Below are 26,730 nucleotides of genomic sequence, written 5' to 3'. Positions count from 1 at the left end.
TCACTTGAACCTTGCAAACGGCAGCTAAACCGCCCATTCTTGAACCCACCAAGATGCTCGTTTCTACCCGCTTCTTCTGGCGCCTATATGCCGGAAATACCCGGCTCCTTTATGCCGGAAGGTGACACTCCGCGCCCGCCCACCCGGGCGATCCCCTCAATGATTGACGTTCCGAAAGATCGTGTCGCCGGCGGTTCCGGCGCGCGGGCCACATTCCGTCACCTTTGAGGCCCACCGACCGTCCCGGCGGTGCTACTGTGCTCGGCGGTGGTCTGCTGCAACGGGCGCAGGCGGGCGCCCAACAAACAGCCATGCGCGTCGCGCGCAGACAATCGCTAGTGCCGCTTACGCGGACCACTTCGTGTCACCTTTACGCCTCACCGCACGACTCACGGTCCGTTGCGCTTGCGGCTGTCCATCCACGCCAACCAACCGAGACGATAGGCTCGTGCATCGGCAAGCGCGTGATGCATGCGCGGGTCAGCCCGGTAGCAGGCCGCCACGGTTCGATCATAGACAGACGTGTCGATCAGCGGGCGCAGGTCGAAGTAGTCGGCGGCCAGATTGCCAGGGCGAGGGGCTCCGAGCAATGCCAGCAGAAAGTGAAAATCGGTGACTGAATCGCAGGCGGCCTGCACATGGCGCGGCGCGCCGGCGAACCAGTCACGCAACGCGACGCGCGCCTGTGCCAAGAGGCGCGGTGAGCCATCGAGCCGCGGCACCACCTCGCGCCTGACGAACCCGCTGCAGTCCGCCTGCTGCCACGTATCGGCCAGCTCGACATAAAACTCGCGCCGGCCATCTTCGGCGACAAGTGCCAGGCTGATCAGTCCCGGATCGGGCTGCCCCAGCCCGGTATATTCGGTATCAAGAAAAAGCAGCATGAAAGCGCGCCCGAGCGTAAGGTGTTTATCCAATCTGGCGTGGGTGTTCCCACACCCGTGCGATGGCTGCAATGGCGGCCTTCAACACCTCGTCAAGTGCGGCTTCCGACACGCCTGTGTTCGCGTGGTAGAGGTTCTTGACCTCCATGCAGATCTCCCTCAGGTAGTTGATCGCATACACGTCGGCATGGAGTTGTGCAGGTTTGCCCAGGGCGCAACGCAGCAGAAAGTCGGAAACATCCAGGTTCCGTTCCTTGGCCAGGTTCCCGATCGAGAGCCGCTCGCCAGCGGTAACGCGCATGACCAGCCGTGCGCTTTTCTGCTGTTTTTTTCTGTGGTCTGCCATGTCAATCACCGGCCTTTTCCGGCAAAGGAAGGAGTACCGGCGGCTGCCAGACATTTTTCAGTTCGCCCGCGATGCCTGACAGGATCACCTCAAGCTGTTCCACGCTTCTGTCGTCAGGGTGTGTGACCAAATCCTGAAGTGTTTCGAGGACGCCACGAAGCCCTCGTAATGTGCCCCACTCGCGATAGCTGAACCCTGACCGCTGCAAGGCACGCCGCACGATGAACTCCGAGACGCTGCAACCCCGTGCGGCAGCAGCATTCTGGATCACCTGTTTTCTCGCGGCTGTCACGCGAAGTTCGAGTCGCTGGTCACGCGGATCGTCTGCTGCTTGAAAAAGCATTGTTCCTCTTTGCCGTTCGGGTCTCGGGGCGCAGCCCTGAGTTCAATGGAAAGGAAAGGATGGCGCCGGTGCCGAGGGCACCAAGCCATTTTTCCGGTGTACGCATAACGTATGTTGTGTGTACATTCCCTATCCTGTCCTGCGTGTGCCTCGCAAAAAAGTGGTCTTCGCAGTAGAAGATTTAGTGAACTCTGCAGTGGAGCGTGGAGTAACTGTTTGCGTCGAATTCTTTAGGTATTTGTCGGTTATCGAAATGGCAGAGTGTCGCGGGGTCTGCGCCGTCGATCATCCTGTCGACGTGGCCAGTCAGTCTGCTGACGACACGAAGATCGACCTTCACGTGTACTCCCAAGCGAACTGGCAGGTGAGGGGCCGAAGGAACGTCACAGGCGAAGCTCGATACCATGCTGCAGAAGTATTTCCGTGGGCGACATCCCAGCGCGCCGCTCCTCCACTGAGTCGAGCAGCACCTCATGCTCGATGTGCTGCTGTTCCAGCAGTCGGATCAGCACCAAGATTTCACCTTCGGCCTCAAGGGCTCGCAAACGCTCTGGCTGATCAAAAGCCCAGCGATCGGCGATGCGCCACCCGATCAAATGATAGGGGTGACGACGGAGCGCAGACAGCGTGTCTGCCGCGAGGACCTTTGCCGCGATTGCCAGCGGTGGCGGATTGCCTTCAATCATGATCTTTCTCCGTGAGCGGCTTGACGTCGAGCGGGCCCAGCTTCTTGCGGGCGACCTGTAACTCCCAGCGCATCTGCAGGCCGAGCCAGAACTCTGGCGTCGTGTCGGGAAATCCTGCGGCAAGCCTTAGTGCCATCTCGGGACTTATGCCAAATCGGCCGTTCACCAGTTCAGAGAGGCATTTGCGGGTCACACCAAGTGCCTGGGCGGCCGCGGTCACAGACAACCTAGCCCTTGTGAGCCGTGCGCGTAACTGCTCGCCAGGATGACGGTAGTTCGATGTCAAGTGCTGCCCTCCTCTTGGCTAGTATAACGTTACACGTTACAAAGCGGCCGTCAAGCGGTATAGTGATCGGGCGTATCCGATCAAGCAGTTTTTCCAACGTCAGAAAAGCCGGCTAGCAGATTCGCCGGCAACTTGGAACTAAACAATGACCGCCAAACTGATTGCAGGCGTTGGCCGACTCCCCGCCCAGCGGATGGTCGGGGCAGATCACTATGTATTTGCGGCGCTCACTTAAAAACTGCCAGCGCCCACTGTACCGAATCGAAGAAGAGCATTAACGGTCGAATTTATACATTTTTTTGCGATTGTCATTCTATGGGACGTCAAACCTCAAAAGACATTGAAGTTGCCAAACTTCGCACGCGGGCGTTAATAAAAATCTTAATGCAAGCAGTTGGGTGCGCCAATCCCAACCAATTTGGCGCATGGATTAATAGGGAGTCAGAAAAATTGGGCTGGCCGGACACACAGTCGTCCAACAAATGGTATCACCTAATTGACGGAAAATTAAAAAAACCACCTGTTGATGCATTACGCAAGCTAAATCAGCTATTCCCTTATGCCGATCAGCTTTATTATGATGGCCCTGCAAACTTGTGGCGAGCACTTTGGGGAGACGTGCGTGATCCAAACGCCCTCTGGCCGCTCTGCCGTACCCGGTTTTTTGATAATGCCCCGCTGGTCGACGAGATCACTTACGAAATCGAAGCGGAATCTTTGAACGAAAGAACATTTCGCGAAACCATCCGTGCGTTTGAAGGGCAGCTAATTGCTGCGAAAGCGTGTAAGTATCCCTTTTCACTAAATCATTTGACAGAAGCGATCGCATTATATCGACTACACAAAGCGATCAACTGCTTGGCAGCCTCGGATGTCGACGGCGTTGGCGCATACCGATGCGTTCAACTCTGTTTGAACGACCTCGAAATAAGATCCCAGTTAAATGAATTTGACGGGTACTACATCGTACGCGACGAACTCGTAGAAATGGAGATTCGCCGCCTAACCACAGAGCAATCTTATTTTGAGGCCGTCGGCATTCAAAAAAATCAGGTGATGCTGTACGCAATGGACCCACTATCGTGGATCGATAATGACAGACGGTTGAACAATTTGAATCTGGGCTGGAACCCGACCGTAGTGCCACAGGGCTGCGACGGTTAGATATTGTTGAGCGAGCAGTAACGTCTGACCGGGCTGAGCTAATATGTAGGTCGTTCGGATCACTGCGAAAAATGCCCCGTCAGAACGCGCTGAAAGGGGCTTGCCGCGCATTCAAGATTTCTTTGTCAGAGCATGCTTGCACACAGCAAGCAGTGCATCGGCAAAATCCCTCAGCCGTTTGTGAATATGCGTTCCGCGCTCCTCCTCGGCCGAAAATGGACGACTAAACATTAAATTGACCATCTCTTTAATTCGTTCTTTTTGCTGAGGCTCACCGATCATGACACCAGCTTGAACATGGTAGGTATGCCGCTTGGATAAAACGAGGGCTAAATCTTTATCAAGAGTTTGGCCAACCAATACGTAGCCGGTCGCCTCCTTATATTGGCGACTTATATCGCAGATTTGCAAGAGATCAATATCCCCCAGACCTTTTAGCAGCCCATTGCGACTAAAAGTATTCAAATCCGCAAGCGTTTTACCCAGAACGTCGCCCCTCATTCGCTTCGCTGCTCCGTCCTCGCATTGCTGAACGATGTAGTGCTCAATACGCGCGGCCAATACAAAGCGCACATACCAATCATCAAAGTAGCGCAGTGCCAACTCTTGTGGTAACGCATCCCAAGCCACGCTCAAGGGAATTCGGACGCCCATTGGAGCGCTCAGATCGACACTCCAATTCGATTTATCTATTTCGGCGACAAGATTTTTTAGATTTTCTTCATCACAAACAATATCTTTCATTCTAATAAATAGATCTTCATGCGTCTCAAATCCCACATGCGCGATTTTCAGTTCCGTGCAGCGCAACATATTATGCAAATCGACCAAGGCAACCAGAACTTCCTTCTCGGATTCTGGCATACGACGCCCCAAATGCTCATAGATTGCCAGGTGAAATAGCTAAGTGACTCGGCCTATCGCTCCAGTCGCGCACGAAACGACAAAATGCCAAATAAGACGTGGCCCGTAGCGCTCGCTTAGCATCTTTTTCGCGGTGTTTAAAATCTTGGATCAAACTATTGTCGAGGACGAGATAAATCGTACCTTCCAGTTCATAGGCCGATGCATATCGTTTAGTGAACCACAATACAAGATCAAACCACTCGACAATTTTTTTCTCTTCAAGACTATGCAGGAACGTACCAAACTGTTCTTCCAAACCTTGCATCACCTACCCCCGGATGAAGCGCTTCTGAAAGGGTCAATCTTACCCGCCTCAGCGGTCCGAGCGACTGCATGCAAGGATGGCGAAGCAATTCGCTGCAGGATGATTAGATAAAGATTAAAACCAGATTAGGCGCTGCAAGTCGAATACCGCAACTCCGCGCCGCTGTTGAGTTTGTGAGGCATTCGGCTTGTGGACAGCTTAGGCGCTGGAACGGTAGGCGCTAGGCGTCGGAACGGCAGAGCGTAGGTGCAAGAACGGCATGCCGTAGGTGCTGGAACGGCATCTTGGTAGGCGTAAAAACGGCATCAGGGATGCCGTCTCCTTTGTCCACCGGCCTTCTTAGCTAGGTGTCGGCGTTGCGACTCGCTGGGCTTCTTATCGACGTGTACCAGGTCGCCTCGAATACCGTAGCTGAACGGCTGGCGGTGAGCCTCGCTCGCATCGGCCAAGGCATCAAGGGCCTTGCGCAGAGTTTGTCGCGCGCTGCTCGGACTCTCATCCTCGCTACCGGCAAGCTTCAGCAGTGTGTCCATGCGTACCGGGTAGGGTTTTGCATGACTGGCATAGAAGCCGTGCAGCCATTGAGCTAGTGGCTTTCCGACGAGCGCGCGACGCACATTCCAGTCGATCTGCGTGAATTGGTCCGCTGCGAACAGAGTGTGCAGCTTAAGGCTGACCACGATCACCCATTCCTGCGTTTCGTTGTCCTTGTAGGCCTCATCGATCAACCCGCCGATGTATGACCGCCCGTCCTGCTTGATCTCTACTGCGTTGGCTCTTAGACGGGTGATGCGCGTGTGCAGCACCCTACGGTTCTTGCCCGTATCAGTGTTGCCCATAAGCTTTAGCAGCGCGTAGGATGTTACACGGCACTTCACACCCAGCGCCTGAAGGCGCACGGCATGGAGCACGCTTTCCCACACATCGAGGTCGCCCTGGTCAAGGCGTTCGCCAGTGTAAAAAATTGTCAGGCCGTCGAACGTCGTCACCCGCTCGCCCGAGATATAGCGGCGGCGCCCCTTGGCGATAGCGCCGAACAGCGCTGAACGCAGAAAGCCATTGGGTACGCCCCGCACAAAGTCCGGCCATTGCGGCAACTGAACCACATCGAGAAGCGGTGCGCCGGGCAGCTTGTTGCGCTCTTCACGGGCGACGCGCTCGCGGTGCTTCCTCTGCATTTCCGCGACGCGTGCGACCAGTGGATCAACCGAGCGGCGCTCCGACTCTCCGCCTGCGCCAGTCGGTCCTCGCCCAAGCACGGAAGCGCGGACATTGTTGCCCCTCAAATTGTCAAGCGGCATGACTCACCACTTGACGTCGCTCTGCGCGCGCTTCGCTACCGACTCGGCTTTAGTTGGGCGGCCGCGCCGGCGCTTTTCAGGTGACGCCAGTTCCGTCGCGTTGGGAGAGTCGGAGCCGGCGACGTGTAGGCCAATCCATCTCTCTACATCTTCAGCACGCCAAAGAAGGCGCTTCGTGTTGGGAAGGCGGCAGATCGGCGGAAGGGACTGAGGATTGCGCGTCGCATCGCTACGGATGCTGGCGACAGATTTCTGTAGATGCTCAGCGAGCTGATCGACCGTGAGTAGCGCTTGCATGGACATTGGCCTTTTGTTTGCGCCATGTCACATTTGTGCACACAGCGGCGTTGGTTGGCTGATGCATGCAAGGTTGCGTTTTACGGTCGATGAAATCTCGGTAGAGTTGCGGGTCGTTTTCTACCAATGTCCCGACTGATCGCGGAAGACAGTGTGGCGCCACAAATTTGCCACACCGCGGGCGCAGAAACCTGCGACAGAATGCAAAACAACGCACTACATCGCAAGACGTAGTACGTTGTTTTTATTGAAAAATTTGGTGGAGAGGAGGAGGATCGAACTCCCGACCTTCGCATTGCGAACGCGACGCTCTCCCAGCTGAGCTACCCCCCCAACGAAAATAATTCTAGCACAGCCATTTTCCCTTTTGCCAAGCCTCCAGCTCCGGGAAAACCTCATCTGGACGGCGCGCCGGCGAGCACCCAATCAACCACCGTGCGAATATCTGCATCGCTCATCGATTGATGGGCCGGCATCGGAATCATGCCCCATACGCCGGAGCCGCCGTCCTTCACCTTGCGAGCGAGTTTGGCCGGCGCCTGCGCGTCGCCTTTGTACTTCGCGGCGATTTGCTGAAACGACGGACCAACCAACTTGCGCTCCACCGCGTGACAGCCCATGCACGCATTCGCCGCGGCGACCTGCTGGCCGCGTAGTGCGGCCTCAGCCGCGCAAGCAACCGACGTCATCATGCCCGCCATCGCACCGACCACCAGCGCGAACACAACACCCCCACGCGTCACACCCCGCATCAAGGCACCGCCTTCGGATTACCCGGTCGCACCGCCGTCGACGAATTGACTGGCGCAGGCGCCTGCTGATCGAGCGGCCGCGCGCTCACCCCCGAATCGGGAATCGCGCCGACAGTAGGCTCACTAACCTCGGGCTGCGAGGCGGGCACCGGCGCCGTCGCGGTAGCGGCAGCAGCGGCCTCCGCTTCCTGCGGCTGGATGTACTGGAACACCTTGACGACCTGCACGACCCCAGGCACGCGGCTCGTGACATCAGCGCCGATTTTGCCCTCATCCATCGTGACGAGGCCCATCAGATAGACGTTGCCGCGCTCGGCAACGACCTTGAAGTTGTTCGCCGAAATGTTCTTCTCGGCGATCAGCGCGGTCTTCACGCGCGTTTCGAGGTAGGTGTCGTTGGTGCGCGACGAGAATGAACTCGCCGGCATGATCGCCAGTTCATTGACGATCGTATTCACGTTGTTCAGGTTCCGCACGATGCTCTCGGCACGCTGCTTCGACACTTCGCCCGCGACCTCGCCGGTCAGCAGCACGCGGCGGTTGAACACCGTGACGTTCACGTGTGCGGAGTCCGGCAGATTCTGGCTGATCTGCGACAGCGCCTTCACCTGAATCTCGCGATCCTCGGTCTGCGCGCCGAGCGTGCGACGGTCGGTCGCCATCAGCGCGCCGCCACCCGCCGCGGCCCCGACGGCGAGAAAGCAGCCTTGCAGCGTGGCCGACAGTCCCGCCGCGAACCCGACCACGAGCACGGTTCTCACCAGTGTCTTCTTGATGCGGAATACGCTCATCAACTAGCTCTCCTTCGAAATCAGTCTCAGTCTTCGCCGAGCAACATGGCATCGATGCCGTCGCAAAGGCAATGGATGGTCAGCAGGTGCACTTCCTGGATGCGCGCGGTGCGCTCGGACGGCACGCATACGTGGATGTCGGTGTCGCTCAATACTTCCTGCGCGCGTCCGCCGCCCTTGCCGGTCAGTGCGACGACGATCATTTCGCGCTCGTGCGCCGCTTCGATCGCGGCGAGCACGTTCGCGGAATTGCCGGATGTGGTGATCGCGAGCAACACGTCGCCGGGCTGACCGAGGGCCCAGACTTGCTTCGCGTAAATCTGTTCGAACGAATAGTCGTTGGCGATCGCGGTGAGCACTGAGGTGTCGGTGCTGAGCGCAATGGCCGGCAGGCCTGGCCGCTCGCGCTCGAAGCGGCCGATCAGTTCGGCCGCGAAATGCTGCGCGTCAGCGGCCGAACCACCATTGCCGCACGCGAGGATGCGATTGCCGTTGGCGAGCGCGGCGAACATCGTATCGATCGCGGCGGCGATCGGCATCGACAGGGTTTCGAGGGCTTCGAGTTTGACTGCCGCGCTGTCGCGGAAGTGTTGTTGGATGCGTTCGACTGACATCGAGTCTCTATCTTCTACCGCGAATGGACCGCACTCTGCGGCCGTGTTGTGAAGTCATACTGCCAGGCTGTGGCCGCCGATGAGCTCGCGCGGCACGCGAGCGCAAGTTTATCGCACTCACGCGCGTTGTCCGCGTGAGCCGTCAGAGTTCGTCGGCGCGAAACGCATCGCGCAACCACACGAGCCTGCCGCTCTCGAACACGACGACGTCGAAACGGCACGCGGGTTCATCGCGCGGGGCGCGGTTCGTCGCGGCGCGAGTCGCGAGATAGTGGCGCGCCGCTCGCACGATGCGCTGCCGCTTCTGCCAACCGATGCTCGCAGCCGCACCGCCGTAATGCCGCTGCGCGCGCGCGCGAACTTCGACGAACACCAGCGCGCCGTCGCGATCGCTCATGACGAGATCGATCTCGCCGCCTCGACACGTCACGTTGCGTGCGACGAAGCGCAGACGCTGACGCTGCAAAAATTCTTGTGCGCGTGCTTCGAAAGCGGCGCCGACGGATTTGGACTGGTGCGCGCAGGAAAAGTTGTGGGCGGCTTTTGGGCTGGCGTTGATGGGCGTCTTTTGCGCAGTCCTCGCCGCGCCCTGCTCGCGCAAGCCCACATGGCACAATGTCGGCCTCGTTCCGTCTGTTTGTGTCTTCCGTGTCATGACTCCTCTCTCCGAACTCGCGCAAGGGCAGCAGTACCCCGCCGCCGCGCTGTATGTGGTGGCCACGCCGATCGGCAACATCGCCGACATCACGCTGCGCGCGCTGCACGTACTCGGACTCGCGGATCGCATCGCCGCCGAGGACACCCGCAACACCGGTCAGCTGCTCGCGCGCTACGGCATCTCGAAGCCGCTCGTCGCCGTGCATCAGCACAACGAGCGCGCCGCCGCGCAGCGCGTCATCGAGTATCTGCAGGCCGGCGAGCGCGTGGCCTACGTGTCGGACGCGGGGACGCCGGGCATCTCTGACCCGGGCGCCAAGCTCGTCGATGCGGTGCGCGAGGCCGGCTTCACGGTGGTCCCGCTGCCCGGCGCGAGCGCGCTCGCCACCGCGCTCAGCGCGACCGGCGACTGGATCGCGACGTTCTCGTTCCTCGGCTTCCTGCCGCCGAAGCCGAAGGCGCGCGCCGCCGCCTTGCAGGCGCTCGCGCAACATCCTCACGCGATGGTGTTCTACGAAGCACCGCACCGAATCGTCGAGACGGTGCAGGCGCTCGCCGATGCGTTCGGCGGCACGCGCCGTCTGCTGATCGCGCGGGAACTGACGAAATTACACGAAGCGCTGCACCAGGGCACCCTGGCCGAAGGGCCAACGTGGCTCTCCGCCGATGCGAACCGGCAACGGGGCGAATTCGTGCTGGTGGTCGAAGGCGCGTCGCCCGAAGCGTCCGGCGAGCACGATCACGACGCGCTGCTCGGCATCCTGCTGGAAGAATTGACGGTCAGCAGCGCCGCGAAGGTCGCGGCGGCGCTCACGGGCGCATCGCGCAATGCGCTGTACACGCGCGCGCTCGCACTGAAGGAAGACGAGCCCGACACCTGAAGGCCAAGCCTGGCGGGCAAAGCGGAAGAAAAAGAAAAGGGCCGCATATCGCGGCCCTTCGCTTGTCTACAGACGGTTGGTTCTGCCGACGCGGCATCACCGGCGCGTCACGTCACATCACTTGTTCGAATCCGAGTTCGACGCGAGCGTCTCGTTCAGCTCGGCGCGCGCTTCCTGCTGCGTGAGCCCTTCGATCTTGACCCGCGCGGTGCCGCTGTGGCGCATGTCGAGCATGCCGGCGGCCGCCATCGACAGGTCGATCACGCGGCCGCGCGCGTACGGACCGCGGTCGTTGATCCGTACGATCACCGAGCGCGAATTGGCCGGATTGGTCACGCGCACGTACGAGCCGAGCGGCAGCGTACGATGCGCGGCCGTCAGGGCGTGCATGTCGTAACGCTCGCCGTTGGCGGTGCGGCGGCCGTGGAAGAAGCGCCCGTACCACGACGCGCGTCCAATCTGATGGAAGTCCGGCACATCGACGCCGTCGTCGGTGAGCGGCTTCGCATCAGCCAGCGACGGCGCAGGCGCGTTCGACGTGCTCGGGCTCGAGGCCGGCGCGCTACCGAACGATTGAGGTCCGAAAGAACTCAGGTGCACGTTCTTCGTACGTTGCGGCGTGTCGTTCGCGGACGTGTCGCTCGCGCCCGGAGGCGTGGCGCAACCGGCCAGTACAAAAAAGGCAAAAAGAGTCCCTAGACCACGGGATAGCCGAGTTTTCATAAGACGTGCAAACACATAGTCGAGCCGCGTCACCCGCGAAACTGCTGGGCATGTTGCTTGCGGCTCCGGCGGTAGGGACGACGACGCGCCGCGCGAAAAAGCGCAGTACGTCAAAGCCCGGATACGGCTGACTCAGCCGCTACCGCACGGTTAATTTTCACGTCTGGCGCAACCTGTCCCCGGCAGCCTGACCAGACCCCACATGCCGCCAATTGAACGTGGCAAACACGTTCTTGCGCGCGCAACTCAGCGCGCAGGAACGGCGGCGTAGGCCCCACCCAGCGTCACGGAGGTTAAGTCCGTAGCAGGCGCGCGGCGCCTGGCTGGGCAAGACGTGTGCATCGAACGCATCGATACTTGATGGCCGTCGGCATGCCGACAGCCCTTACTTGAATAGCGAGCGGCGTCCCCGTCTTGTGGGGATGCGTCGCCTTGTGGCTGCACAACTCTTGTGCATGGACTCCATTATACCCAAAAAAAAATTTCGGGATGGCGAGCACCCCCAATCCTTGATCAATCTTCACATTTATCGCAAAAATGGGCCTACCACAGGCGCAACAGTGCCATGCGTAAGCCCCGTCGCATCGGCGACGGAGACTGTCGCGAGGCCGGTACAATAAACGTTTTTCCAGCGCGTCGTTCCAGCCATGAAAGTCACCCTGATCCCCGTCACGCCGTTCCAGCAGAACTGCTCGTTGCTCGTTTGCGAGACCACGGGGCGCGCGGCCGTCGTCGATCCGGGCGGCGACCTCGACGTGATCCAACGTGAGATCGCGCGGCAGAACGTGACCGTCGAGAAGGTCTTGCTGACCCATGGCCACATCGATCACTGCGCCGGCGCGAAGACGCTCGCCGGCCATTACGGCGTCCCGATCGAAGGTCCGCATCCCGACGAACGCTTCTGGCTCGACAAGCTGCCGGATCAAAGCACGCGCTTCGGCTTCCCGGCCGCCGATGCCTTCGTGCCGGACCGCTGGCTACAAGACGGCGACACCGTGCAGTTCGGCGACGAAACCTTCGAGGTCTACCACTGCCCCGGCCACACGCCGGGCCACGTGGTCTTCTTCAGCCGCGCGCACCGGCTTGCGCTGGTCGGCGACGTGCTGTTCGCCGGCTCGATCGGCCGCACGGATTTCCCGCGCGGCAACCACGCGGACCTGATCCGCTCGATCCGCGACAAACTTTGGCCGCTCGGCGACGACGTCACGTTCGTGCCGGGCCACGGCCCAACCTCGACGTTCGGCGCGGAGCGCCGCACGAATCCCTACGTCGCCGACGGAGTGGGCGCATGAGCAGCGAAATCTATGTCAGTACCGACGTCGAAGCGGACGGCCCCATTCCAGGCCCGCATTCGATGCTGAGCTTTGCATCCGCCGCGTACACAGAGGACAAGCGGCTGATCGCGACGTTCTCGGCGAATCTCGAACTACTCGAAGGCGCGGCGCCGCATCCAGTGCAGGAAGCGTGGTGGAAGACCCAGCCGGAAGCATGGGCGGCTTGCCGCCAGGATTTGCAGAAGCCCGAGGCCGCCCTGAGCGCCTATGTCGACTGGGTCGAGGCGCTGCCGGGCAAGCCGGTGTTCGTCGCGATGCCGGCTGGCTTCGACTTCACCTATATGTTCTGGTACATGATGCGCTTCGTCGGCCGCTGCCCGTTCTCGTGGTCGGCGCTCGATATCAAGACGCTCGCGTTCGCCATGACCGGCCTGCCGTACCGCAAGAACATCAAGCCGCGCTTTCCGAAACATTGGTTCGACGAGCATCCGCACACGCACGTCGCACTCGACGACGCCATCGAGCAGGGTGCCCTCTTTTGCAACATGCTGAAGGACTTGCGCGCGCGTCAGCCCGAGCTGCCGGGGGACGGCAAGGATGATGGGGACGGCTCAGGGCAAAACGCCGCTCCGGACCCGGTAAATTAGGCAATCTCGCTCGCGAGAGCCGTTTTACATTGCGTTTCGTTTTCGCGCCCTCTACCATTCGTTGATACGGCGACGCTAACGGAGGCGCAGTTGACACTCGATACGTTCTCACAGAAGATCCTGCGCCTGCTGCAGCTCGACGCACGCCGTTCCGTGCAGGAAATCTCCGACCAGGTCGGGTTGTCGAGCACACCGTGCTGGCGGCGCATCAAGGATATGGAACAGTCGGGCGTGATCCAGCGCTACACCGCGCTGCTCGATCGCGAAAAGCTCGGCTTGCACGTGTGTGCGCTCGCGCATATCCATCTGACACGTCACACCGAAGGCGGCGTCGAGCAGTTCGAGCGGGAAATCGCTACCTGCCCCGAAGTGACCGAGTGCTACAGCACGACCGGTGAATCCGATTACATCCTGAAGATCGTCGCGCCGGACATCAAGGCGTACGACAGCTTTCTGCACGAACGCATTTTCAAGATTCCGGCCGTTGCGCAGGTGCGCACGAGCGTGGTCCTGCGCGAAATCAAGTTCGATACGCAGTTGCCGTTGTGACGGATGCCGCTGCCGCGGGCGGCATGGAAGTTCGCGGTTTCGGGCGTCCGAAACTCGCCAAACTCAGTCGGCGTTGTGAGGCTCGCTGGCGGTTGACCGACCGGCGGGGGCCGGGCCGGTCTTGAGCTCCGCCGTCGAACCGCCTTGCGCGGCAGAGATATCCCGTTGCAGCAGCACGTCGAGGTTGCGTGCGCCGAGACGACGCTTGAGCGCCGCAAGATCGACGCGGCCGAGCGACTGCGCCTCGCTCTCCAGCAGACGAGCGGCTTCGGCGCCCTCCACAGTACACCCTTCAGCAGACCCCGCCGACGGCAACACCACCTCGACATCGAGCCCAGTGCTCAGGTAGTGCAGATTCACCGCAGCGGCCCGCAGGCCACCGGCAGCCAGCGCCGCGTCGACCTCGGCGGTCACGCGCTCACGCGGCGGCAGATCGACCGGCGGATGCGCGAGCGCGTCGTTTTCCGGGTCAACGTGGATCAGCGCGTCGAGCACGCGCTTGTCGGTCAGCACACGCAGACGCGCCGACTCCGCGATGTAATGACCTTCCGACACCGAAATCATCGGATCGACGAGGATATGCGCGTCGACGAGCGCGAAATCGCCCGTCTTGCGCGTGCGCATTTCGTGCACGTCACGCACGCCCGGGGTGGACATCAGCAGCGCGCGCATGTCGGCGGCGGCGGTTTCGTCGAGCGCGCGGTCCGACAGATCCTGCAGCGCGTCCCAACCGAAGGTCCAGCCCATGCGCGCGACCATGAAGCCGACGATAGCCGCCGCGATCGGGTCGAGCAACCGCAAGCCGGCGAGACTGCCGACCACGCCGATCCCCACCACCAGCGACGACGCCGCGTCCGAGCGGGCGTGCCATGCGTTCGCGATCAGCATCGCGGAACGTACCCGATTCGCCTCGCTCAGCATGTAGCGAAACAGCGCTTCCTTCGAGACCAGTACGAGCGCCGCGACCGCGAGTGCGCTGATATGCACGGCGGGGATATTTTGTAGATCGGCGAGCCGCGTACCGGCGCGCCACAACATACCGACGCCGACCGAGATCAGCAGCGCGCCGAGAAATAAGGACGCCACCGTCTCATAACGGCTATGACCGTAATTGTGATCGGCGTCGGGTTTTGCCCCGCTATGCCGATTGGCAATCAGCACGACAAAATCGGAAATCAGATCGGCGAGCGAATGGATACCGTCGGCAACCAGCGCCTGCGAGTGCGCGATCGTGCCGATGATGATTTGCAGCGTCATCAATACGGTATTGACCGCAATACTCGCAAAGGTACTCTTGCGTGCAACGCGTTGTTTCTCGGCGGTTTGGGCGATCGCGGCGGACGACATGCTGAAAAGGCGGAAAGGTTAATTGTTGTTATTGTACCCGCCACAATTCGCTTGCGCAGGGAAGCCCAAGAAAAAAACCTTTTTAAATCAGTCGCTTATCGAAACGAAAAGCATTCGCGTTCCAGTTGCCTGAAGTGCAGGCGCCAGAAAACGGGCGCCGCAAATGACAAAACCGCGCCCTGAACGGTGCGCGGCTTTCTGAGATTCAGCAGCAGGCTATAAACGCGGTGGATTGCCAGTATTCGCATTACGTGCAGGCAACCCTTACCGTCCGCCGGATCGCGATTACTTCTGGATCAGAAACTTTTCGCGATCAAGCCCGGCGATCCAGCGCGGCGGTTTGCCGCGACCGGACCACGTGCTGCCGCTTTCGGGATCGCGATATTTAGGTGCGACGCCTGCGCGCGGCCGGCTCGCTTTAGCGCCCTTGGGTGCGCGGCCGCCGCCGAGTTCGCTCAGCGAAATGCCATAGTCGGCCATTTTCTGCTTGATTTCATTCAACACTTCCGCGTATTCGCGCGACTTCGCTTCTTCAATCTGCTTTTCGAGCTTCTCGCGCTGCGCGAGTAGTTCCTTGTAGGAAGACATAGGTTCCCTTGTGGTATGGATAAATGACGCCGGTCTTATGCCGACTCGCCTTTGAAGGTTTCATGCCTCGGAATTTGATGACGAGATTAACACAAAATAGAAAGGCTGGATAAGCGCCTGGAAAAAATTAATTTAAATTCGTTTCAAAAAGTTTCCTGCGCCGCTTCTGGGTCGGACTACGGCCTTTCAAATCGCTGATTTCGCACGCCGCTGAAAAAATCCCGCCGATTCGCATATTGATCCGATTCAACTATCAGAAAATGAGACCCGAGGCGCCCATTGCACATGAAACATTTCACGGCATGAAAGCTTTGACTGGAATAAGCACGCCTTTTGATACAAGTGTCCCTCCCTCGCGACTGGCGCAGGCTTGTTTTTCGATAAACGATAAATGCTTAATTCGCATGCCGCTCGATGCAGACTTCGAGCGCCGCACGCAATGTCCCGGAATCGGACCGCGCGTCATCGAATGCGAAACGGCGGCGCACGCCGTTGCGTTTCAGATCGGCGCCATAACGATCGACGCCCAGCAATTCGATGTCGCCCGCGCCACTGAGCCGGCGGCCGAACTCCGCGATCAGCGCGTCCTCCTCGCTGGCGGCAAGCGGTGGCAGCGGATCGAGTTCCGCGCCGTCGAGCCAGCCCATCGCGCCGAAGCCGCCGATATAGCGCAGCCGCTCGATCTCCATGATCCAGAAGGTGAAATCGCCCAACGCCAGATAGCGCTCCGCGTCCGGGTGATAGCGCAGGTAGCGCCGCAACAGTTCCGGGCTCGAGTCGACCGGCTCGAAACGGCCGAGCAGCGTCACGCGCTGGCCGCCCAGCACGTCGCCATCGGGTGCGTCGACGGCGAGGAAACCGGCGCGCGGATCGGCGTGGAGATTGTGCGTGTGCTCCGCGAGCCGGCTCACGAGGATCGTCGGACGATGCTGCGCGTCCGGCGCGAACGGCAGCACCGACGGATACGGAAAGCCCTCGGGCTGGCGAGCGTGCGTGGCGAGCGTGCCGACCGCGGCCGTGTGCAGCAGATGCAGCGGAGCGTGAGCGGGAATGTTCAACTGAGCGTTCCTCGGTGAAAGAAAAAACGAACGGACAGCGGTGAGCGGCGCAAAAGCCGTCACGCGCAGCATTGCAAAGACAACTGCGGCGCACCAAAGCATGACATCCAGCAATCCCGCTTCGTTGCATCCACTGCCCATCAATCGTATGCGCCCGATCCCACGGCTCCAAGCGTTAGCCACCACGCTTCGATAAAATCGGAGATCCGCTTTCAATGCGCTTTCTCGCGCCCTCCGCCCCGAGACCTCCGTGCCCGATCACCACGCCTCCGAATTCGCCGTCCTCCCGGCCGCCCATCGCGACCTGTCCGTCACTGCACGCCAACGCGCACGGATCGCCACGATGGCGCTGTTTTTCATCGCCGGCATGACGTACGCGTCGTGGGGCGTGCACGTGCCGACGGTGCGCGACCGCTTCCATCTGGATCCGGCGATGCTGTCGTTCGCGTTGTTCGCGGTGGCGGGCGGATCGATCGGCGCGATGGTGACCAACGCGTCGTGGATCGCGCGGGTCGGCACGCGCCGCGCCTGCCTGGCCGGCGGACTCGCGATGGCCGCCTGCGCGGCGCTGATTCTGGTCGTGCCGGCGTACTGGATTCTGCTGGTCGTGCTGGCCATCTTCGGCGCCGGCATGGCCACGCTCGACGTCGCTATGAACGCCGAAGCGAGCGCCGTCGAAAAGGCGCTCGGCAAACCGATCATGTCGTCGCTGCACGGGATGTTCAGCCTTGGCGGCATGTTCGGCGCGGCGGTCGGCGGGGCGCTGCTGTCTCGCGGCATGGCGCCGGCGCTGCATCTCGCGCTCGCCGCGGCGGCCAGCGCGCTCGTGCTGGTGCTCGCATGCCCGTCGGTGCTGCCGCACGTGCCGCACGCCGAGCATCCCGATGCCGCGACGCCGCGTGCGAGCCGCTGGCGCTCGCCGGCGCTATGGGCGCTCGGCACGATGGCGCTGGTCGCACTGATTGCCGAAGGCGCGATGTACGACTGGGCCACGGTCTATATGCGCGATGTCGTGCTCTCGACGCCAGCGCTCGCCAGCGCCGCCTACGCGGCGTTCTCCGGCGGCATGGCGGCCGCCCGTTTTGCCGGCGACGCGGTGCGCGCCCGCTTCGGCGCACCGCAGCTCGTGATGATCAGCGCGACGCTCGCCTGCGCCGGGATGGTCGACGCGCTGCTGCTACCGAATCCGGTGGCCGCGCTCGCCGGCTTTGCGCTGATCGGCCTGGGCCTCGCGAACATGATGCCGGTGCTGTTCGCGGCGGCGGCGAGCGTGAAGGGTATCCACGCGGCCGAGGGGCTCGCGCACGTCGCGGGACTGGCCTATTTCGGCTTGCTGCTCGGACCGGTGATCATCGGCGCCGTCGCGCAGGTGACCAATCTGACGATCGGGCTGTCGGTCGTCGCGGTGTGCGCCGCGATGATCGCCTTCGCCGGGCCGAAGGTGCTGCGGCGTTTGAAGATCTGACAGGCGCGGTGAACAAATGAAAAGGCACGCAAGCCTCGCGGCCCACGTGCCTCTCAAGCAGCGAATCGAAGTGCGGCGCAAACGCCGCCTTCGATCACACCGAATTTACATCTTGACGACGTCGAGCAGCGTCTTCTTGCCTTGCTTGTAGTTGTACAGCGAGATCACGCCGTGCTGCAGGTCGCCCTTCGAGTCGAACGTCGTTTCGCCGATCACGCCCTTGTAGTCGGTCGCCGGCATCGCTGCCAGGATCTTCGCCGGATCGGTCGAGTTGGCGCGCTTCATCGCGTCGACGATGATGTACACCGCGTCATACGTGAACGGCGCGTAAATCTGGATCGGCTGGCCGAAGCGCTTCTCGTACTTCGTTTCGAACGCCTTGCCGCCCGCCATCTTTTCGAGCGCCATGCCGGCTTCCGAGCAGACGATGTTGTCGGTTGCGTCGCCGGCCAGGTCCGACAGCTTGTCGGTACACACGCCGTCACCTGCCAGCACCTTCGCGCGCAGGCCGAGCTGCTTCGCCTGCTTGGCGAACGGGCCACCGGTTGCGTCCATGCCGCCGTACATGATCGCGTCGGGATTTTCACCCTTGATCTTCGTCAGAATCGCGCGGAAGTCGACGGCCTTGTCGTTCGTCGCGTCGTGCGACACGACGTTCAGACCGAGCGCCTTCGCCGTCTTCTCGAACTCGTTCGCCAGACCCTGGCCGTAAGCGGTCGAGTCGTCGACGATCGCGACGCTCTTCACCTTCATGCCCTTGGCCGCGTAGTTCGCGAGTGCCGGGCCTTGCTGAGCATCGGTCGCGACGACGCGGTAGGTCGTCTTGAAGCCTTGCTGCGTGTAGGCCGGGTTCGTTGCCGACGGCGAGATCTGCACGATGCCCGAATCGCTATAGATCTTCGATGCCGGGATCGAGGTGCCCGAGTTCAGGTGGCCGACCACGGCGACGACCTTGTCGTCGACGAGCTTCTGCGCAACCTGCGTAGCCGTGCGGGGGTCAGCCGCGTCGTCTTGCGCGTCGAGTTGCAGCGTGACCTTCTGGCCGCCGATCGTCAGACCCTTCGCGTTGATTTCCTCAACGGCCAGGCGCGCGCCGTTCTCGTTGTCCTTACCCAGGTGAGCGATACCGCCAGTCAACGGCGCAACGTGACCGATCTTGATGACCGTGTCGGCCGCGGCCGATGTTGCCAACGTCGCGAACAGCAGAGCGGCAGCGCTGATCGGCAACAGCTTTTGAATTTTGATGCTCATGTAAGTCTCCAGTTTCGGTCAAAACAACGTAATCGCCCTGTGCCCCGCTTCCCCTACACGTGTCGCTCAGTCCCGTGGACGACCACGCCGGTTGCATCGTTCATGCACTTGGCCAGTACGTTTACCGGACTGTTTGTGACAGTTGGCAAACCGTACTTGCGCGCAAGTGTAGGCCAACAAATTAATTTGCGGGAATTTTTTGAGAAAGTGGGAACTACACTAATAGCGCAGTTCGTACGCGAGCCGCTCGCGGCCTGGGTGAGCGAGCCGAAAAGCCCCAGCCCATGCGGGTTTCCGCTAATTGGGAAGTTTCTCCGCAGGCGCGGATTTAGTCTTTTTCCGGGTTCTGTCACATAAGATTCGAAGGGTTTTTCAACTCAAAAATGTGGCGTGCAGCACAGGAATGTGACAGCGGTAAAAAACTTAAATCAGCCTTAAATCGGCCACGCAATCAACGCATGAACTCGGCGATTCGCGCGGAGGGCGCTCGCCATTCCCGCTCGAGCTGCGTCATCAGTTCGGTCGCGCCGATTGCTTCGGCGCGCCGCGCTTTGCCGCTGCGCCTGCGTCAACGCGTTTTGCACCGGATACGGCGTGGTGCTTTCCGCCGATTCGCGCAAACGTTGCATCAACGGATTGCGGATGCCGCGCGCGTGACGGCCCGTGATCGCGCGCGTCACCGTGGTCGGCGTATCGGACATGCCGCGCACGCGGGTTTTCCATACCTCGGCGATCGCGTTCTCGCGGGTGGTCAGAAATGCGATGCCCATCATCGCGGTTTGCGCGCCGAGCGCGCGTGCCGCGACGATGCCGCGACCGTCCATAATGCCGCCGGCCGCGAGCACCGGCAGCCCGGTCGCGTCGACCAGTTGCGGCACGAGCGCCATCATGCCGACCAGCGCATCTTCGAATACGCCGATGAACGTGCCGCGATGCGCGCCTGCCTCTGCGCCCTGCGCGGGCGACGGCATCGGCGCCCGCATCGCGCCACGCGACACCTTCGGCACATGCGTCGCAGTCCCAACTACATGGCTGCCGCTTTCATGCAAACGCTCGACGTCAGCCGCCGATAACGGCCCGAACGTAAAGCCGGCGACCGCCCCACGCAATTCGATCAGTGCCTCCAGCTGTGCGCGAAAGTCAGGCGCATAGTGCGCGAGCGGCTGCCGCATCGGCCGTGAAGTCCCCGTCCCGCCTCGCTGCAAGCCGGTTCTTTTGATGGCAAACTAATCGCCCGTTGCAGGGCCGCGTGGCCTTGAGCGTTTCGTACACACCGACCTCGCGCGGCGTTCGCGCGAGTCAATGGAGAACAACATGAGCACGACTTCCCGATGGATCGACATCCCGGCCGGCAACGACACTTTCGGCGGCTACCTCGCGCTGCCGAAGGGCGGCAAGGGGCCGGCCGTCATCATCATTCAGGAAATCTTCGGCGTGAACAGCCATATTCGCTCGGTCGCCGATCAGTACGCGCAGGACGGCTATGTCGCGCTCGCCCCAGACGTGTTCTGGCGCGTGCAGCCGCGCGTCGAGTTGACGTATGAGGGCAAGGATCGCGAAAAGGGCATCGAACTGATGCAGAAGACCAAAGTCGACGACGCGGTCGCCGACATCGGCGCCGCCGCGGCCGCCTTGCGTGCGCTGCCGGAAGTGACCGGCAAGGTCGCGGCGATCGGCTACTGCTTCGGCGGCCGTCTCGCCTATCTCGCCGCGGCGGCCGGTTCGGTCGACGCCGCTGTCGCCTACTACGGCGGCGGCATCCACAACCATCTCGACAAGGCCGCGAACGTCAAAGTGCCGATGCAGTTCCACTACGGCGAGCTCGACGCGCATATTCTGCCGTCGGACATCGGCCAGATTCAGGAGCGCTTCGCGGGTCGCGCCGACGTGCAATTCAACATCTACCCGAACGCGGATCACGGCTTCAACTGCTCCGATCGTGCGTCCTACAACCAGCACGCGTCGGCATTGGCGCATGGCCGCACGCTGACGTTCCTCGGCGAGCGGATGTAATTCGCGGAGCTCACGCATATAGAGTGAGCATCCGAATTCACATCAGTCACGTCGGCGCTCAACTCAGGTACTCTGTGGAAGACGGCGTGTCAGCCGACACGCCGTCTTTTCACATGCGCGACGCCCGGGCGGAGCAACGCGAAATCGAGCGAAACGACGCTGTCGCGCGTGCATGGCCGGCCGCAAATTCGACGCAGCATGCCAACCGACCGCGAGGGCTCAACCGACGTGCTATCAGACTATCTCGCTCATGACGCCATCGGCCTCGCCGAACTCGTGCGCACACGCCAGGTTAGCGCGCGCGAACTGATCGACGTTGCGATCTCGCGCACCGAGGCCGTCAATCCGGCCATCAACGCAGTCGTCCTGAAGGACTACGATGCGGCCCGCCAGCGCGCGTCGCGCGACGACGCAAATCGCGCGAAAAGCGTCGACGGTGTGAACGGAACGGAGAACTCCTCCGCTCACGCGGCGCTCGCCGGCGTGCCGTTCCTGATCAAGGATCTCGGCGCGCCCGTGGCGGGGCTGCGCATGGCCATGGGCAGCCGACACTACCGCCACTTCATTCCGACGCAGGACGCGCCGGTCGTCGCGCTCGCGAAAGCGGCGGGTCTGAACATCTTCGCGAAGACCAGCACCTCAGAGCTCGGCCAGATGCCTTATACGGAGCCCGAACTATTCGGCGCGTGCCGCAATCCGTGGAATCTCGATCACACGCCGGGCGGTTCCAGCGGCGGCGCCGCGGCGGCGGTCGCCGCCGGCGCGGTGCCGCTCGCGCATGCGTCGGACGGCGGCGGCTCGATCCGGATTCCGGCGTCATGCTGCGGACTGTTCGGTCTGAAGCCGTCTCGCGGTCGCGTGCCGCGCGCGGCGCAGGCCAGTGCCGGCGAACTCGGCATCGATCACGCCGTATCGCGCAGCGTGCGCGACAGCGCATTGCTGCTCGACCTGCTGGCGGGCAACGCCGAACGGCCGGCCGGCGCCCCCGGCACCTTTCTCGGCGCGACCCGCGAGCCATGCAAGCCCCTGACGATCGCCTACGTGACCGAGCCGATGCTCGCGCCGTCGTTATCGGCCGATGCCCGCGCCGCGCTCGACGACGCCGCGAAACTCGCGAGCTCACTCGGCCATCGTCTGGAGCCGGTGACGCTCGGCGTCGATTTCGCGGCGGTCCGTCACGCGTTCCTGACGCTGTGGTCGGTGACCGCCGAAGACCTCGTGCTGAACGCGGAGCGCATCACAGGGCACAAGCCGGCGCGCGCCGAGTTCGAAATTTCGACGTGGGCGATGGCGCATGTCGGCCGCAAGATCGGCGAACAGGGTTTGCCGGCCGCGCTCGAAGAACAGCGGCGCATCACTGCGCGTCTGACCGATCTGCTGAACCGCTACGACGTGCTGTTGTGCGCGACGCTCGCGTCCGCGCCGATCAAGATCGGCGAGATGCGGCCGAGCTCGGTCGAGCGCATGCAGATGCGCGCGGTCACCACGATGCCGCTGGAACGATTGATGAAGAAACTGCTGTTCGAAGCGTCGAACAAGGCATTCGCGTGGGCCGGCTGCACGGAGCTGTTCAACCTGAGTGGCCAGCCGGCGATGTCGGTGCCCTTGTACTGGAACGCGCGCGGGCTGCCGATCGGTGTGCAGTTCGCCGCGCGTGTCGGCGGCGAAGCGACGCTGTTCAGACTCGCCGCGCAACTCGAGGCGGCACGGCCGTGGTTCGACAGGCGCCCGCCATTGATGAAAGCGCGCCGCTAAAATATCCAGCGGCGCGCTGCAATCCGCATGCGGCGCAAAACGCCACGATGCACGCAGTCGCGGGATGCGCAGCAATGTCGCCGCGCATCCCGCGCAAAGCCTGCGAGCACATCGAACACAGGCTCGATCAGGTCTTCTTGTTATAGGCGCTGCACCAGCCCGTGGCCGCGACCTGTTTGCCCGCGAACATCGGGCAGCCGCCGTAGGCATCGCCCGCCTTGCCCTGGAAGAAGCTGCAGTTGCTGCATTGCTGGCCCGGCTGGAATTTGGCGAATTTCGCCTTGTCGACCTTGCTCGCGTCCGCCTTGTAGCCAAGCGCCTGCGCGGTCGGATCGGTTTCGGAGACTTTCGGCGCGTCGGCGAACGCCTGGCGCGACAGTGCGAGTGTCGATGCCACACCGATGCTGGTGATCAAAAACGTACGACGGGAAGATCTCATGGGGACTCACTCCATTTATATTGGAATCAACGCCGTTCTGATGACAGCGTTCGCCAAGGATAGCAACGAAGCCGTCTCCGGTGATATTCCAAATGCTGGAGATAAGCAGTTCGGTACGGTGTAACCGCGGCTTTACGCGCGCCCCGCCAACTCGCAGACCCGCTGCGCGATCGCCAGCGATGCCGTCAGACCCGGCGACTCGATGCCGAACAGATTGACGAGCCCGCGCACGCCATGCGCGGCCGGCCCCTGAATCACGAAATCGGCGGCGGGTTCACCAGGACCTGAAAGCTTCGGACGAATCCCCGCGTAAGCCGGCTGCAATGCGTTATCGGGCAAGGCCGGCCAGTACGCGCGAATCGCCGCATAAAACGACTCCGCGCGACGTGGATCGACGTCGTAATTGATCGCGTCGACCCACTCGACGTCGGGACCGAAACGCGCCTGGCCGCCGAGATCGAGCGTCAGATGCACGCCGAGGCCGGCCTCGTTCGGCATCGGATAAATCAGGCGGCTGAACGGCGCGCGCCCCGAGATGCTGAAGTAATTGCCGCGCGCGAAGTAAAGCGGCGGCACGTGGCGCGGGTCGAGCCCGCGAATCTTGCGCGCGAGCGCGTTCGCATGCAGACCCGCGCTGTTGATCACGCAGGCGGCGCTGATCGTGGTCGGCGCCGCACCGCCGACCGCGATCGTGAAGCGGCCGTTGTGAGCCTCGATCGCCTCGACCGGCGCATGAAACGCGTACACGGCGCCGTCGCGCTCGGCATCGCCTTGCAGCGCGAGCATGTACTGATGACTATCGACGATCCCCGTCTGCGGCGAAAACACCGCCTCCACGCATTCGAGCGCCGGTTCGAGCGCCTGCGCCTGATCGCCGGTGATGCGCATCAGGTCGAGCACGCCGTTGTCGCGCCCTTTGGCCATGATGCTTTCGAGCTGCGGAATCTGGTTGCGCGACGTCGCGACGAGCAGCTTGCCGCAGCGCGAATGCGGCACGTGGCGCTCGGCGCAGTAGTCATACAGCATTTCGCGGCCGCGCACGCACAGCGTCGCCTTCAGCGATCCGCGCGGATAGTAGATGCCCGCGTGAATCACTTCGCTGTTGCGTGAACTCGTGCCCACGCCGATCGCGTCGGCGGCCTCCAGCACGATCACTTCGCGCCCGCGCGCCGAGAGAGCGCGCGCCGAGAGAGCGCGCGCCGTCGCGAGGCCGATCACGCCGGCACCGATCACTACACATTCGATTTGATCCATATCCGTTGACGCGGCGCATCGCGCCGCGCGCTGCCTCGTTCAGCCGATGGAAGGAAGACAGGAACGGCACCTCGCCGCCGCGTTCCGTTCATTGTCGAACGTATCTGTCCGCTGGGTCTGCTTATGTCTTTTTATCACCCCCACGGAAAATTGTACGACTCGGTACAGACAGAACTGACAAACGCTCGTGCGCATCGACCAGGTGATGGCGGCCCAAACTGGCTTGATCCGACGATCCACGTCGAAAACAGCAACAATTGCCGTTGCATTCACCACACACATTGTACGAATTGCCGCGACAGCCACCCGAATGACGAAAAGCGGGAGTTTGGTGCAAAAAACCGGCCGAAAACGTCAAAATCCGATCGGTTTTCGCCGGTTTCCGTAGCCGAGCCGGATATCGGCGGGTTCGATCCGGTCGCGTCCCGCGATGCGCGCCGCGCCGAAGCCGTTCAGGATCGCGCGGCGCATCTCGCGCGGCGATGCCCGCTTGAGCGCATCGAGCGTCGCGTCGCCGAGCGTCTCAGGAAAGCGCAGGCCCCAGTTGTGCGCGCCGCGGATTTCGTCGTAGATCGACTGCGCGATGCGTCGCGCGCCGGCGTGGTCCGGCGGCGGGATCTCGTAGACGTTCATGCGGTTCAGGAGCGGCTCGGGAATCGCGCGTTCGTCGTTGGCGGTCGCGATCCAGATCACGTTGCCCGCGTTGATCGGAATCTCGGCGAACTCGTCGACGAAGCTCTGGGCGGTGTCGTGTTCGAGTAGCGCGTAGAGCGCACCGAGCGGGTCGTATTGCGAATCGCCGGTCGCCTTGTCGATCTCGTCGACGGCGATCACCGGGTTCGCATAACTGCCGTTCACGAGCGCATCGAACACCTTGCCCGGCTTCGCGTTCTTCCATTGCGACGACGCGCCCGACAAAATCCAGCCCGCCGTCAGCGAACTCATCGCGACGTAGTGGTACGCGGTGCCGAGCAGGCGCGCCAACTGCTTCGCGAAATGCGTCTTGCCGATGCCGGGTTCGCCAAGCAGCAGGATCGGCATCAGTTCGAGCCGATCCTCGGTTTCGAGGCACAGCGCGACCTGCTTGCGAATGTCGTCGAGCGGTGAGGAAAAATTGGGCAGCGCATCGATCAGATCGTCGATCGATGGCATCCGGTTCGGTTTCACGCAGAAGCGCAGATTGCCGGTTTTCAGCATCTTTTCGTAGGTGGCGCGCAGCGCCTCGTTCGCGCCCTCGCCGAGACCGTTCAGCGCGCTTTCGACCTCATCGAGGTCATACACCCGGCTGAACGAGGCCACGGCGATTTCCTGTTTGACCATTGCTGTCGTCATCGCTCACCCCGTCTGGCTGATCCTGCAGCGGCGGCGCCTTGTGAGCGCCGATTCCAGTCCAGTGTAGCGAGGACACAAACGCGTGCAAGCCAGCAGTCGCGCGGCTCTGCTGCTAACCATCGCTGGCATTCCGCGCCTTATCTGGAATGGATTGTTGCTGAACCGGCCCTCGTCGACCGTGTCAGAAATCGTTGCGGCCATCGGGGGTAAGATTGCTCTCTGACCTGCTGCGGCGAGAGGCAAGGCAACCCCGCAACCGACGCGTGAGCGGAGAACCTTTTATGTGGAAAACCAGTATCGTGGCCATGCTGCTTGGCGCTTCGTTGCTCGCCCACGCGCAACAACGGCCGGCGCAGCAGGTCGTGCAATGGCAATTGCAGGTAGTGAAAGATGGCCAGCAGATCGATTCGTTCGACGGCACCACTACCGTCGGCCAGGCGCGCACGGATACGCATCACCAGGTCGTGCAACACAATGTCGGCTGCAAGGACCAGCCGGCCGGCAGCATCGATCTGTCGCGCACGATCACGGTGTCGCCGCTGCGCGTCGATCCCGAGGGCGTGATGTTTTCGATCGACACGCAGGAAACGCTCGAGGACAACAGCGCGGCGCGCACCGACATCGGCTGCAAGCTGCCGCCGCAGCCGCGCCAGGTGAGCGCGAGCCATCCCGGTCTCGTTGTTCCGCCGGATCAATGGGCGAGCTGGACGATCGTCGATCGCAATCCGAACCTCGTGTACCGCGTGCGCGCAAGCGTCGTGAGCAACGGTGCGAATGCCAACGGTACGAATGGCGGCACGAGCGGCAATGGCGCCGCGACTGGCGGCAACAATCCAAACTGACAGGAACCGCGCGCCTGACC

The 26,730-nt window shown here is 61.9% G+C and carries 32 protein-coding genes and 1 tRNA gene; 10 read left to right on the top strand and 23 right to left on the bottom strand.

The annotated features are described in order from the left end of the window. Positions 1–389: 389 nt before the first annotated feature. The 5 genes from ACLFKU_RS24435 to ACLFKU_RS24415 form a co-directional block, all read right to left on the bottom strand. Positions 390–884 carry a hypothetical protein gene (locus ACLFKU_RS24435; RefSeq protein WP_410850749.1) on the bottom strand — a complete coding sequence of 165 codons (495 nt, stop codon included), beginning with the start codon at positions 882–884 and terminating at the stop codon, positions 390–392. Positions 885–909: 25 nt separating this feature from the next. Continuing rightward, positions 910–1,230, bottom strand: a complete 321-nt coding sequence (locus ACLFKU_RS24430; protein WP_410850748.1) for a plasmid mobilization protein — start codon at positions 1,228–1,230, stop codon at positions 910–912. A 1-nt stretch (position 1,231) separates the two neighbouring features. Continuing rightward, on the bottom strand, positions 1,232–1,573 hold the full coding sequence (locus ACLFKU_RS24425; RefSeq protein WP_410850747.1) for a DUF1778 domain-containing protein: 342 nt from the start codon (positions 1,571–1,573) through the stop codon (positions 1,232–1,234). 383 nt (positions 1,574–1,956) lie between these two features. Continuing rightward, positions 1,957–2,259, bottom strand: coding sequence for a hypothetical protein (locus tag ACLFKU_RS24420; RefSeq protein ID WP_410850746.1), 303 nt, complete (start codon positions 2,257–2,259; stop codon positions 1,957–1,959). Continuing rightward, positions 2,252–2,545, bottom strand: a complete 294-nt coding sequence (locus tag ACLFKU_RS24415; protein WP_410850745.1) for a HigA family addiction module antitoxin — start codon at positions 2,543–2,545, stop codon at positions 2,252–2,254. Before ACLFKU_RS24415 ends, ACLFKU_RS24420 begins: the two co-directional genes overlap by 8 nt. Before the next feature lie 315 nt (positions 2,546–2,860). Between ACLFKU_RS24415 and ACLFKU_RS24410 the strand changes: the two genes are divergently transcribed. Then, the gene (locus ACLFKU_RS24410) at positions 2,861–3,709 is read left to right on the top strand and encodes a hypothetical protein (protein ID WP_410850744.1); all 849 of its coding nucleotides are present in this window, start codon (positions 2,861–2,863) and stop codon (positions 3,707–3,709) included. Positions 3,710–3,820: 111 nt separating this feature from the next. On the opposite strand, the gene ACLFKU_RS24405 is transcribed toward ACLFKU_RS24410, so the two are convergent. The 9 genes from ACLFKU_RS24405 to ACLFKU_RS24365 form a co-directional block, all read right to left on the bottom strand. After that, positions 3,821–4,573, bottom strand: a complete 753-nt coding sequence (locus ACLFKU_RS24405; RefSeq protein ID WP_410850743.1) for a hypothetical protein — start codon at positions 4,571–4,573, stop codon at positions 3,821–3,823. Between the two features lie 16 nt (positions 4,574–4,589). Next, entirely contained in the window at positions 4,590–4,880 is a 291-nt protein-coding gene (locus ACLFKU_RS24400; protein WP_410850742.1) for a hypothetical protein, read from the bottom strand. Positions 4,881–5,185: 305 nt separating this feature from the next. Further along, entirely contained in the window at positions 5,186–6,181 is a 996-nt protein-coding gene (gene trfA / locus ACLFKU_RS24395; RefSeq protein WP_410850741.1) for a plasmid replication initiator TrfA, read from the bottom strand. Positions 6,182–6,184: 3 nt separating this feature from the next. Beyond that, positions 6,185–6,478 (bottom strand): DNA-binding protein, encoded by a 294-nt coding sequence (locus ACLFKU_RS24390; protein ID WP_410850740.1) that lies wholly within the window; start codon positions 6,476–6,478, stop codon positions 6,185–6,187. 257 nt (positions 6,479–6,735) lie between these two features. Next, positions 6,736–6,811 (bottom strand) — tRNA-Ala (locus ACLFKU_RS24385). 62 nt (positions 6,812–6,873) lie between these two features. After that, on the bottom strand, positions 6,874–7,230 hold the full coding sequence (locus ACLFKU_RS24380) for a c-type cytochrome (protein WP_410850739.1): 357 nt from the start codon (positions 7,228–7,230) through the stop codon (positions 6,874–6,876). Beyond that, positions 7,230–8,021 (bottom strand): BON domain-containing protein, encoded by a 792-nt coding sequence (locus ACLFKU_RS24375; RefSeq protein ID WP_368583280.1) that lies wholly within the window; start codon positions 8,019–8,021, stop codon positions 7,230–7,232. The genes ACLFKU_RS24380 and ACLFKU_RS24375 overlap by 1 nt, the downstream gene beginning before the upstream one ends. A gap of 26 nt (positions 8,022–8,047) precedes the next feature. Continuing rightward, a complete protein-coding gene (locus ACLFKU_RS24370; protein WP_176122307.1) occupies positions 8,048–8,635 on the bottom strand; it encodes a phosphoheptose isomerase in 588 nt (195 codons plus the stop codon). Between the two features lie 142 nt (positions 8,636–8,777). Then, complete coding sequence (locus ACLFKU_RS24365) at positions 8,778–9,290, bottom strand: YraN family protein (protein ID WP_368583279.1); 513 nt, start codon at positions 9,288–9,290, stop codon at positions 8,778–8,780. Here ACLFKU_RS24365 and rsmI point away from each other — a divergent pair. After that, positions 9,289–10,173 (top strand): 16S rRNA (cytidine(1402)-2'-O)-methyltransferase, encoded by an 885-nt coding sequence (rsmI, locus tag ACLFKU_RS24360; RefSeq protein ID WP_410850738.1) that lies wholly within the window; start codon positions 9,289–9,291, stop codon positions 10,171–10,173. The genes ACLFKU_RS24365 and rsmI overlap by 2 nt on opposite strands. A gap of 117 nt (positions 10,174–10,290) precedes the next feature. On the opposite strand, the gene ACLFKU_RS24355 is transcribed toward rsmI, so the two are convergent. Then, a complete protein-coding gene (locus ACLFKU_RS24355; RefSeq protein WP_368583277.1) occupies positions 10,291–10,896 on the bottom strand; it encodes a septal ring lytic transglycosylase RlpA family protein in 606 nt (201 codons plus the stop codon). A 647-nt stretch (positions 10,897–11,543) separates the two neighbouring features. On the opposite strand from ACLFKU_RS24355, the gene ACLFKU_RS24350 reads away from it, so the two are divergent. From ACLFKU_RS24350 to ACLFKU_RS24340, 3 genes are all read left to right on the top strand, one after another. After that, the gene (locus tag ACLFKU_RS24350) at positions 11,544–12,188 is read left to right on the top strand and encodes an MBL fold metallo-hydrolase (protein ID WP_368583276.1); all 645 of its coding nucleotides are present in this window, start codon (positions 11,544–11,546) and stop codon (positions 12,186–12,188) included. Next, the gene (locus tag ACLFKU_RS24345; RefSeq protein ID WP_368583275.1) at positions 12,185–12,817 is read left to right on the top strand and encodes an exonuclease; all 633 of its coding nucleotides are present in this window, start codon (positions 12,185–12,187) and stop codon (positions 12,815–12,817) included. The genes ACLFKU_RS24350 and ACLFKU_RS24345 overlap by 4 nt, the downstream gene beginning before the upstream one ends. Positions 12,818–12,907: 90 nt before the next feature. After that, positions 12,908–13,366, top strand: a complete 459-nt coding sequence (locus ACLFKU_RS24340) for an Lrp/AsnC family transcriptional regulator (RefSeq protein WP_012431468.1) — start codon at positions 12,908–12,910, stop codon at positions 13,364–13,366. A 63-nt stretch (positions 13,367–13,429) separates the two neighbouring features. Here the strand turns inward: ACLFKU_RS24340 and ACLFKU_RS24335 are convergent, their stop codons facing one another. From ACLFKU_RS24335 to ACLFKU_RS24325, 3 genes are all read right to left on the bottom strand, one after another. Further along, positions 13,430–14,713, bottom strand: coding sequence for a cation diffusion facilitator family transporter (locus ACLFKU_RS24335; protein WP_410850737.1), 1,284 nt, complete (start codon positions 14,711–14,713; stop codon positions 13,430–13,432). 285 nt (positions 14,714–14,998) lie between these two features. After that, positions 14,999–15,301 carry an H-NS family nucleoid-associated regulatory protein gene (locus ACLFKU_RS24330; RefSeq protein ID WP_008921239.1) on the bottom strand — a complete coding sequence of 101 codons (303 nt, stop codon included), beginning with the start codon at positions 15,299–15,301 and terminating at the stop codon, positions 14,999–15,001. Positions 15,302–15,696: 395 nt separating this feature from the next. After that, positions 15,697–16,359, bottom strand: a complete 663-nt coding sequence (locus ACLFKU_RS24325) for a HugZ family protein (protein ID WP_410850736.1) — start codon at positions 16,357–16,359, stop codon at positions 15,697–15,699. 250 nt (positions 16,360–16,609) lie between these two features. Between ACLFKU_RS24325 and ACLFKU_RS24320 the strand changes: the two genes are divergently transcribed. Continuing rightward, a complete protein-coding gene (locus ACLFKU_RS24320; protein WP_410850735.1) occupies positions 16,610–17,824 on the top strand; it encodes an MFS transporter in 1,215 nt (404 codons plus the stop codon). Between the two features lie 105 nt (positions 17,825–17,929). On the opposite strand, the gene ACLFKU_RS24315 is transcribed toward ACLFKU_RS24320, so the two are convergent. After that, positions 17,930–19,075 (bottom strand): branched-chain amino acid ABC transporter substrate-binding protein, encoded by a 1,146-nt coding sequence (locus ACLFKU_RS24315; RefSeq protein ID WP_368583271.1) that lies wholly within the window; start codon positions 19,073–19,075, stop codon positions 17,930–17,932. 434 nt (positions 19,076–19,509) lie between these two features. After that, positions 19,510–20,247 carry an NAD(P)H-dependent flavin oxidoreductase gene (locus tag ACLFKU_RS24310; protein WP_410850734.1) on the bottom strand — a complete coding sequence of 246 codons (738 nt, stop codon included), beginning with the start codon at positions 20,245–20,247 and terminating at the stop codon, positions 19,510–19,512. A gap of 142 nt (positions 20,248–20,389) precedes the next feature. Here ACLFKU_RS24310 and ACLFKU_RS24305 point away from each other — a divergent pair, with 142 nt between their 5' ends. Both ACLFKU_RS24305 and ACLFKU_RS24300 read left to right on the top strand, forming a co-directional pair. After that, positions 20,390–21,088 carry a dienelactone hydrolase family protein gene (locus ACLFKU_RS24305; protein WP_013088117.1) on the top strand — a complete coding sequence of 233 codons (699 nt, stop codon included), beginning with the start codon at positions 20,390–20,392 and terminating at the stop codon, positions 21,086–21,088. A gap of 198 nt (positions 21,089–21,286) precedes the next feature. After that, entirely contained in the window at positions 21,287–22,843 is a 1,557-nt protein-coding gene (locus ACLFKU_RS24300; protein ID WP_410850733.1) for an amidase, read from the top strand. Positions 22,844–22,970: 127 nt separating this feature from the next. Here the strand turns inward: ACLFKU_RS24300 and ACLFKU_RS24295 are convergent, their stop codons facing one another. Then, a complete protein-coding gene (locus ACLFKU_RS24295) occupies positions 22,971–23,282 on the bottom strand; it encodes a high-potential iron-sulfur protein (RefSeq protein ID WP_368583269.1) in 312 nt (103 codons plus the stop codon). Between ACLFKU_RS24295 and ACLFKU_RS24290 the strand changes: the two genes are divergently transcribed. After that, complete coding sequence (locus tag ACLFKU_RS24290) at positions 23,281–23,406, top strand: hypothetical protein (RefSeq protein WP_368583268.1); 126 nt, start codon at positions 23,281–23,283, stop codon at positions 23,404–23,406. The two genes, ACLFKU_RS24295 and ACLFKU_RS24290, sit on opposite strands and share 2 nt — an antisense overlap. Positions 23,407–23,414: 8 nt before the next feature. On the opposite strand, the gene ACLFKU_RS24285 is transcribed toward ACLFKU_RS24290, so the two are convergent. Beyond that, positions 23,415–24,536, bottom strand: a complete 1,122-nt coding sequence (locus ACLFKU_RS24285) for an NAD(P)/FAD-dependent oxidoreductase (protein ID WP_410850732.1) — start codon at positions 24,534–24,536, stop codon at positions 23,415–23,417. Positions 24,537–24,890: 354 nt separating this feature from the next. After that, positions 24,891–25,868 carry an AAA family ATPase gene (locus ACLFKU_RS24280; protein WP_410850731.1) on the bottom strand — a complete coding sequence of 326 codons (978 nt, stop codon included), beginning with the start codon at positions 25,866–25,868 and terminating at the stop codon, positions 24,891–24,893. Between the two features lie 281 nt (positions 25,869–26,149). Between ACLFKU_RS24280 and ACLFKU_RS24275 the strand changes: the two genes are divergently transcribed. Then, positions 26,150–26,710: a hypothetical protein gene (locus ACLFKU_RS24275; RefSeq protein ID WP_368583265.1), complete on the top strand. Its 561-nt coding sequence runs from the start codon at positions 26,150–26,152 to the stop codon at positions 26,708–26,710. The last annotated feature ends 20 nt before the right edge of the window (positions 26,711–26,730 follow it).

Origin of the sequence: Paraburkholderia sp. EG304 (assembly GCF_046543485.1) — a bacterium.
Lineage (GTDB): Bacteria > Pseudomonadota > Gammaproteobacteria > Burkholderiales > Burkholderiaceae > Paraburkholderia > Paraburkholderia youngii.
This window is presented reverse-complemented; position numbering and strand designations above follow the sequence as displayed.

Coding starts and splice junctions, on each gene's coding strand:
- ACLFKU_RS24435 (WP_410850749.1), bottom strand. CDS start 884: ATGCTGCTTTTTCTTGATACCGAATATACCGGGCTGGGGCAGCCCGAT.
- ACLFKU_RS24310 (WP_410850734.1), bottom strand. CDS start 20,247: ATGCGGCAGCCGCTCGCGCACTATGCGCCTGACTTTCGCGCACAGCTG.
- ACLFKU_RS24300 (WP_410850733.1), top strand. CDS start 21,287: ATGCCAACCGACCGCGAGGGCTCAACCGACGTGCTATCAGACTATCTC.
- ACLFKU_RS24290 (WP_368583268.1), top strand. CDS start 23,281: ATGGGGACTCACTCCATTTATATTGGAATCAACGCCGTTCTGATGACA.
- ACLFKU_RS24305 (WP_013088117.1), top strand. CDS start 20,390: ATGAGCACGACTTCCCGATGGATCGACATCCCGGCCGGCAACGACACT.
- ACLFKU_RS24335 (WP_410850737.1), bottom strand. CDS start 14,713: ATGTCGTCCGCCGCGATCGCCCAAACCGCCGAGAAACAACGCGTTGCA.
- ACLFKU_RS24365 (WP_368583279.1), bottom strand. CDS start 9,290: ATGACACGGAAGACACAAACAGACGGAACGAGGCCGACATTGTGCCAT.
- ACLFKU_RS24390 (WP_410850740.1), bottom strand. CDS start 6,478: ATGCAAGCGCTACTCACGGTCGATCAGCTCGCTGAGCATCTACAGAAA.
- ACLFKU_RS24345 (WP_368583275.1), top strand. CDS start 12,185: ATGAGCAGCGAAATCTATGTCAGTACCGACGTCGAAGCGGACGGCCCC.
- ACLFKU_RS24400 (WP_410850742.1), bottom strand. CDS start 4,880: ATGCAAGGTTTGGAAGAACAGTTTGGTACGTTCCTGCATAGTCTTGAA.
- ACLFKU_RS24280 (WP_410850731.1), bottom strand. CDS start 25,868: ATGACGACAGCAATGGTCAAACAGGAAATCGCCGTGGCCTCGTTCAGC.
- ACLFKU_RS24315 (WP_368583271.1), bottom strand. CDS start 19,075: ATGAGCATCAAAATTCAAAAGCTGTTGCCGATCAGCGCTGCCGCTCTG.
- ACLFKU_RS24350 (WP_368583276.1), top strand. CDS start 11,544: ATGAAAGTCACCCTGATCCCCGTCACGCCGTTCCAGCAGAACTGCTCG.
- trfA (WP_410850741.1), bottom strand. CDS start 6,181: ATGCCGCTTGACAATTTGAGGGGCAACAATGTCCGCGCTTCCGTGCTT.
- ACLFKU_RS24370 (WP_176122307.1), bottom strand. CDS start 8,635: ATGTCAGTCGAACGCATCCAACAACACTTCCGCGACAGCGCGGCAGTC.
- ACLFKU_RS24405 (WP_410850743.1), bottom strand. CDS start 4,573: ATGCCAGAATCCGAGAAGGAAGTTCTGGTTGCCTTGGTCGATTTGCAT.
- ACLFKU_RS24285 (WP_410850732.1), bottom strand. CDS start 24,536: ATGGATCAAATCGAATGTGTAGTGATCGGTGCCGGCGTGATCGGCCTC.
- ACLFKU_RS24430 (WP_410850748.1), bottom strand. CDS start 1,230: ATGGCAGACCACAGAAAAAAACAGCAGAAAAGCGCACGGCTGGTCATG.
- rsmI (WP_410850738.1), top strand. CDS start 9,289: ATGACTCCTCTCTCCGAACTCGCGCAAGGGCAGCAGTACCCCGCCGCC.
- ACLFKU_RS24420 (WP_410850746.1), bottom strand. CDS start 2,259: ATGATTGAAGGCAATCCGCCACCGCTGGCAATCGCGGCAAAGGTCCTC.
- ACLFKU_RS24380 (WP_410850739.1), bottom strand. CDS start 7,230: ATGCGGGGTGTGACGCGTGGGGGTGTTGTGTTCGCGCTGGTGGTCGGT.
- ACLFKU_RS24330 (WP_008921239.1), bottom strand. CDS start 15,301: ATGTCTTCCTACAAGGAACTACTCGCGCAGCGCGAGAAGCTCGAAAAG.
- ACLFKU_RS24410 (WP_410850744.1), top strand. CDS start 2,861: ATGGGACGTCAAACCTCAAAAGACATTGAAGTTGCCAAACTTCGCACG.
- ACLFKU_RS24355 (WP_368583277.1), bottom strand. CDS start 10,896: ATGAAAACTCGGCTATCCCGTGGTCTAGGGACTCTTTTTGCCTTTTTT.
- ACLFKU_RS24425 (WP_410850747.1), bottom strand. CDS start 1,573: ATGCTTTTTCAAGCAGCAGACGATCCGCGTGACCAGCGACTCGAACTT.
- ACLFKU_RS24375 (WP_368583280.1), bottom strand. CDS start 8,021: ATGAGCGTATTCCGCATCAAGAAGACACTGGTGAGAACCGTGCTCGTG.
- ACLFKU_RS24295 (WP_368583269.1), bottom strand. CDS start 23,282: ATGAGATCTTCCCGTCGTACGTTTTTGATCACCAGCATCGGTGTGGCA.
- ACLFKU_RS24275 (WP_368583265.1), top strand. CDS start 26,150: ATGTGGAAAACCAGTATCGTGGCCATGCTGCTTGGCGCTTCGTTGCTC.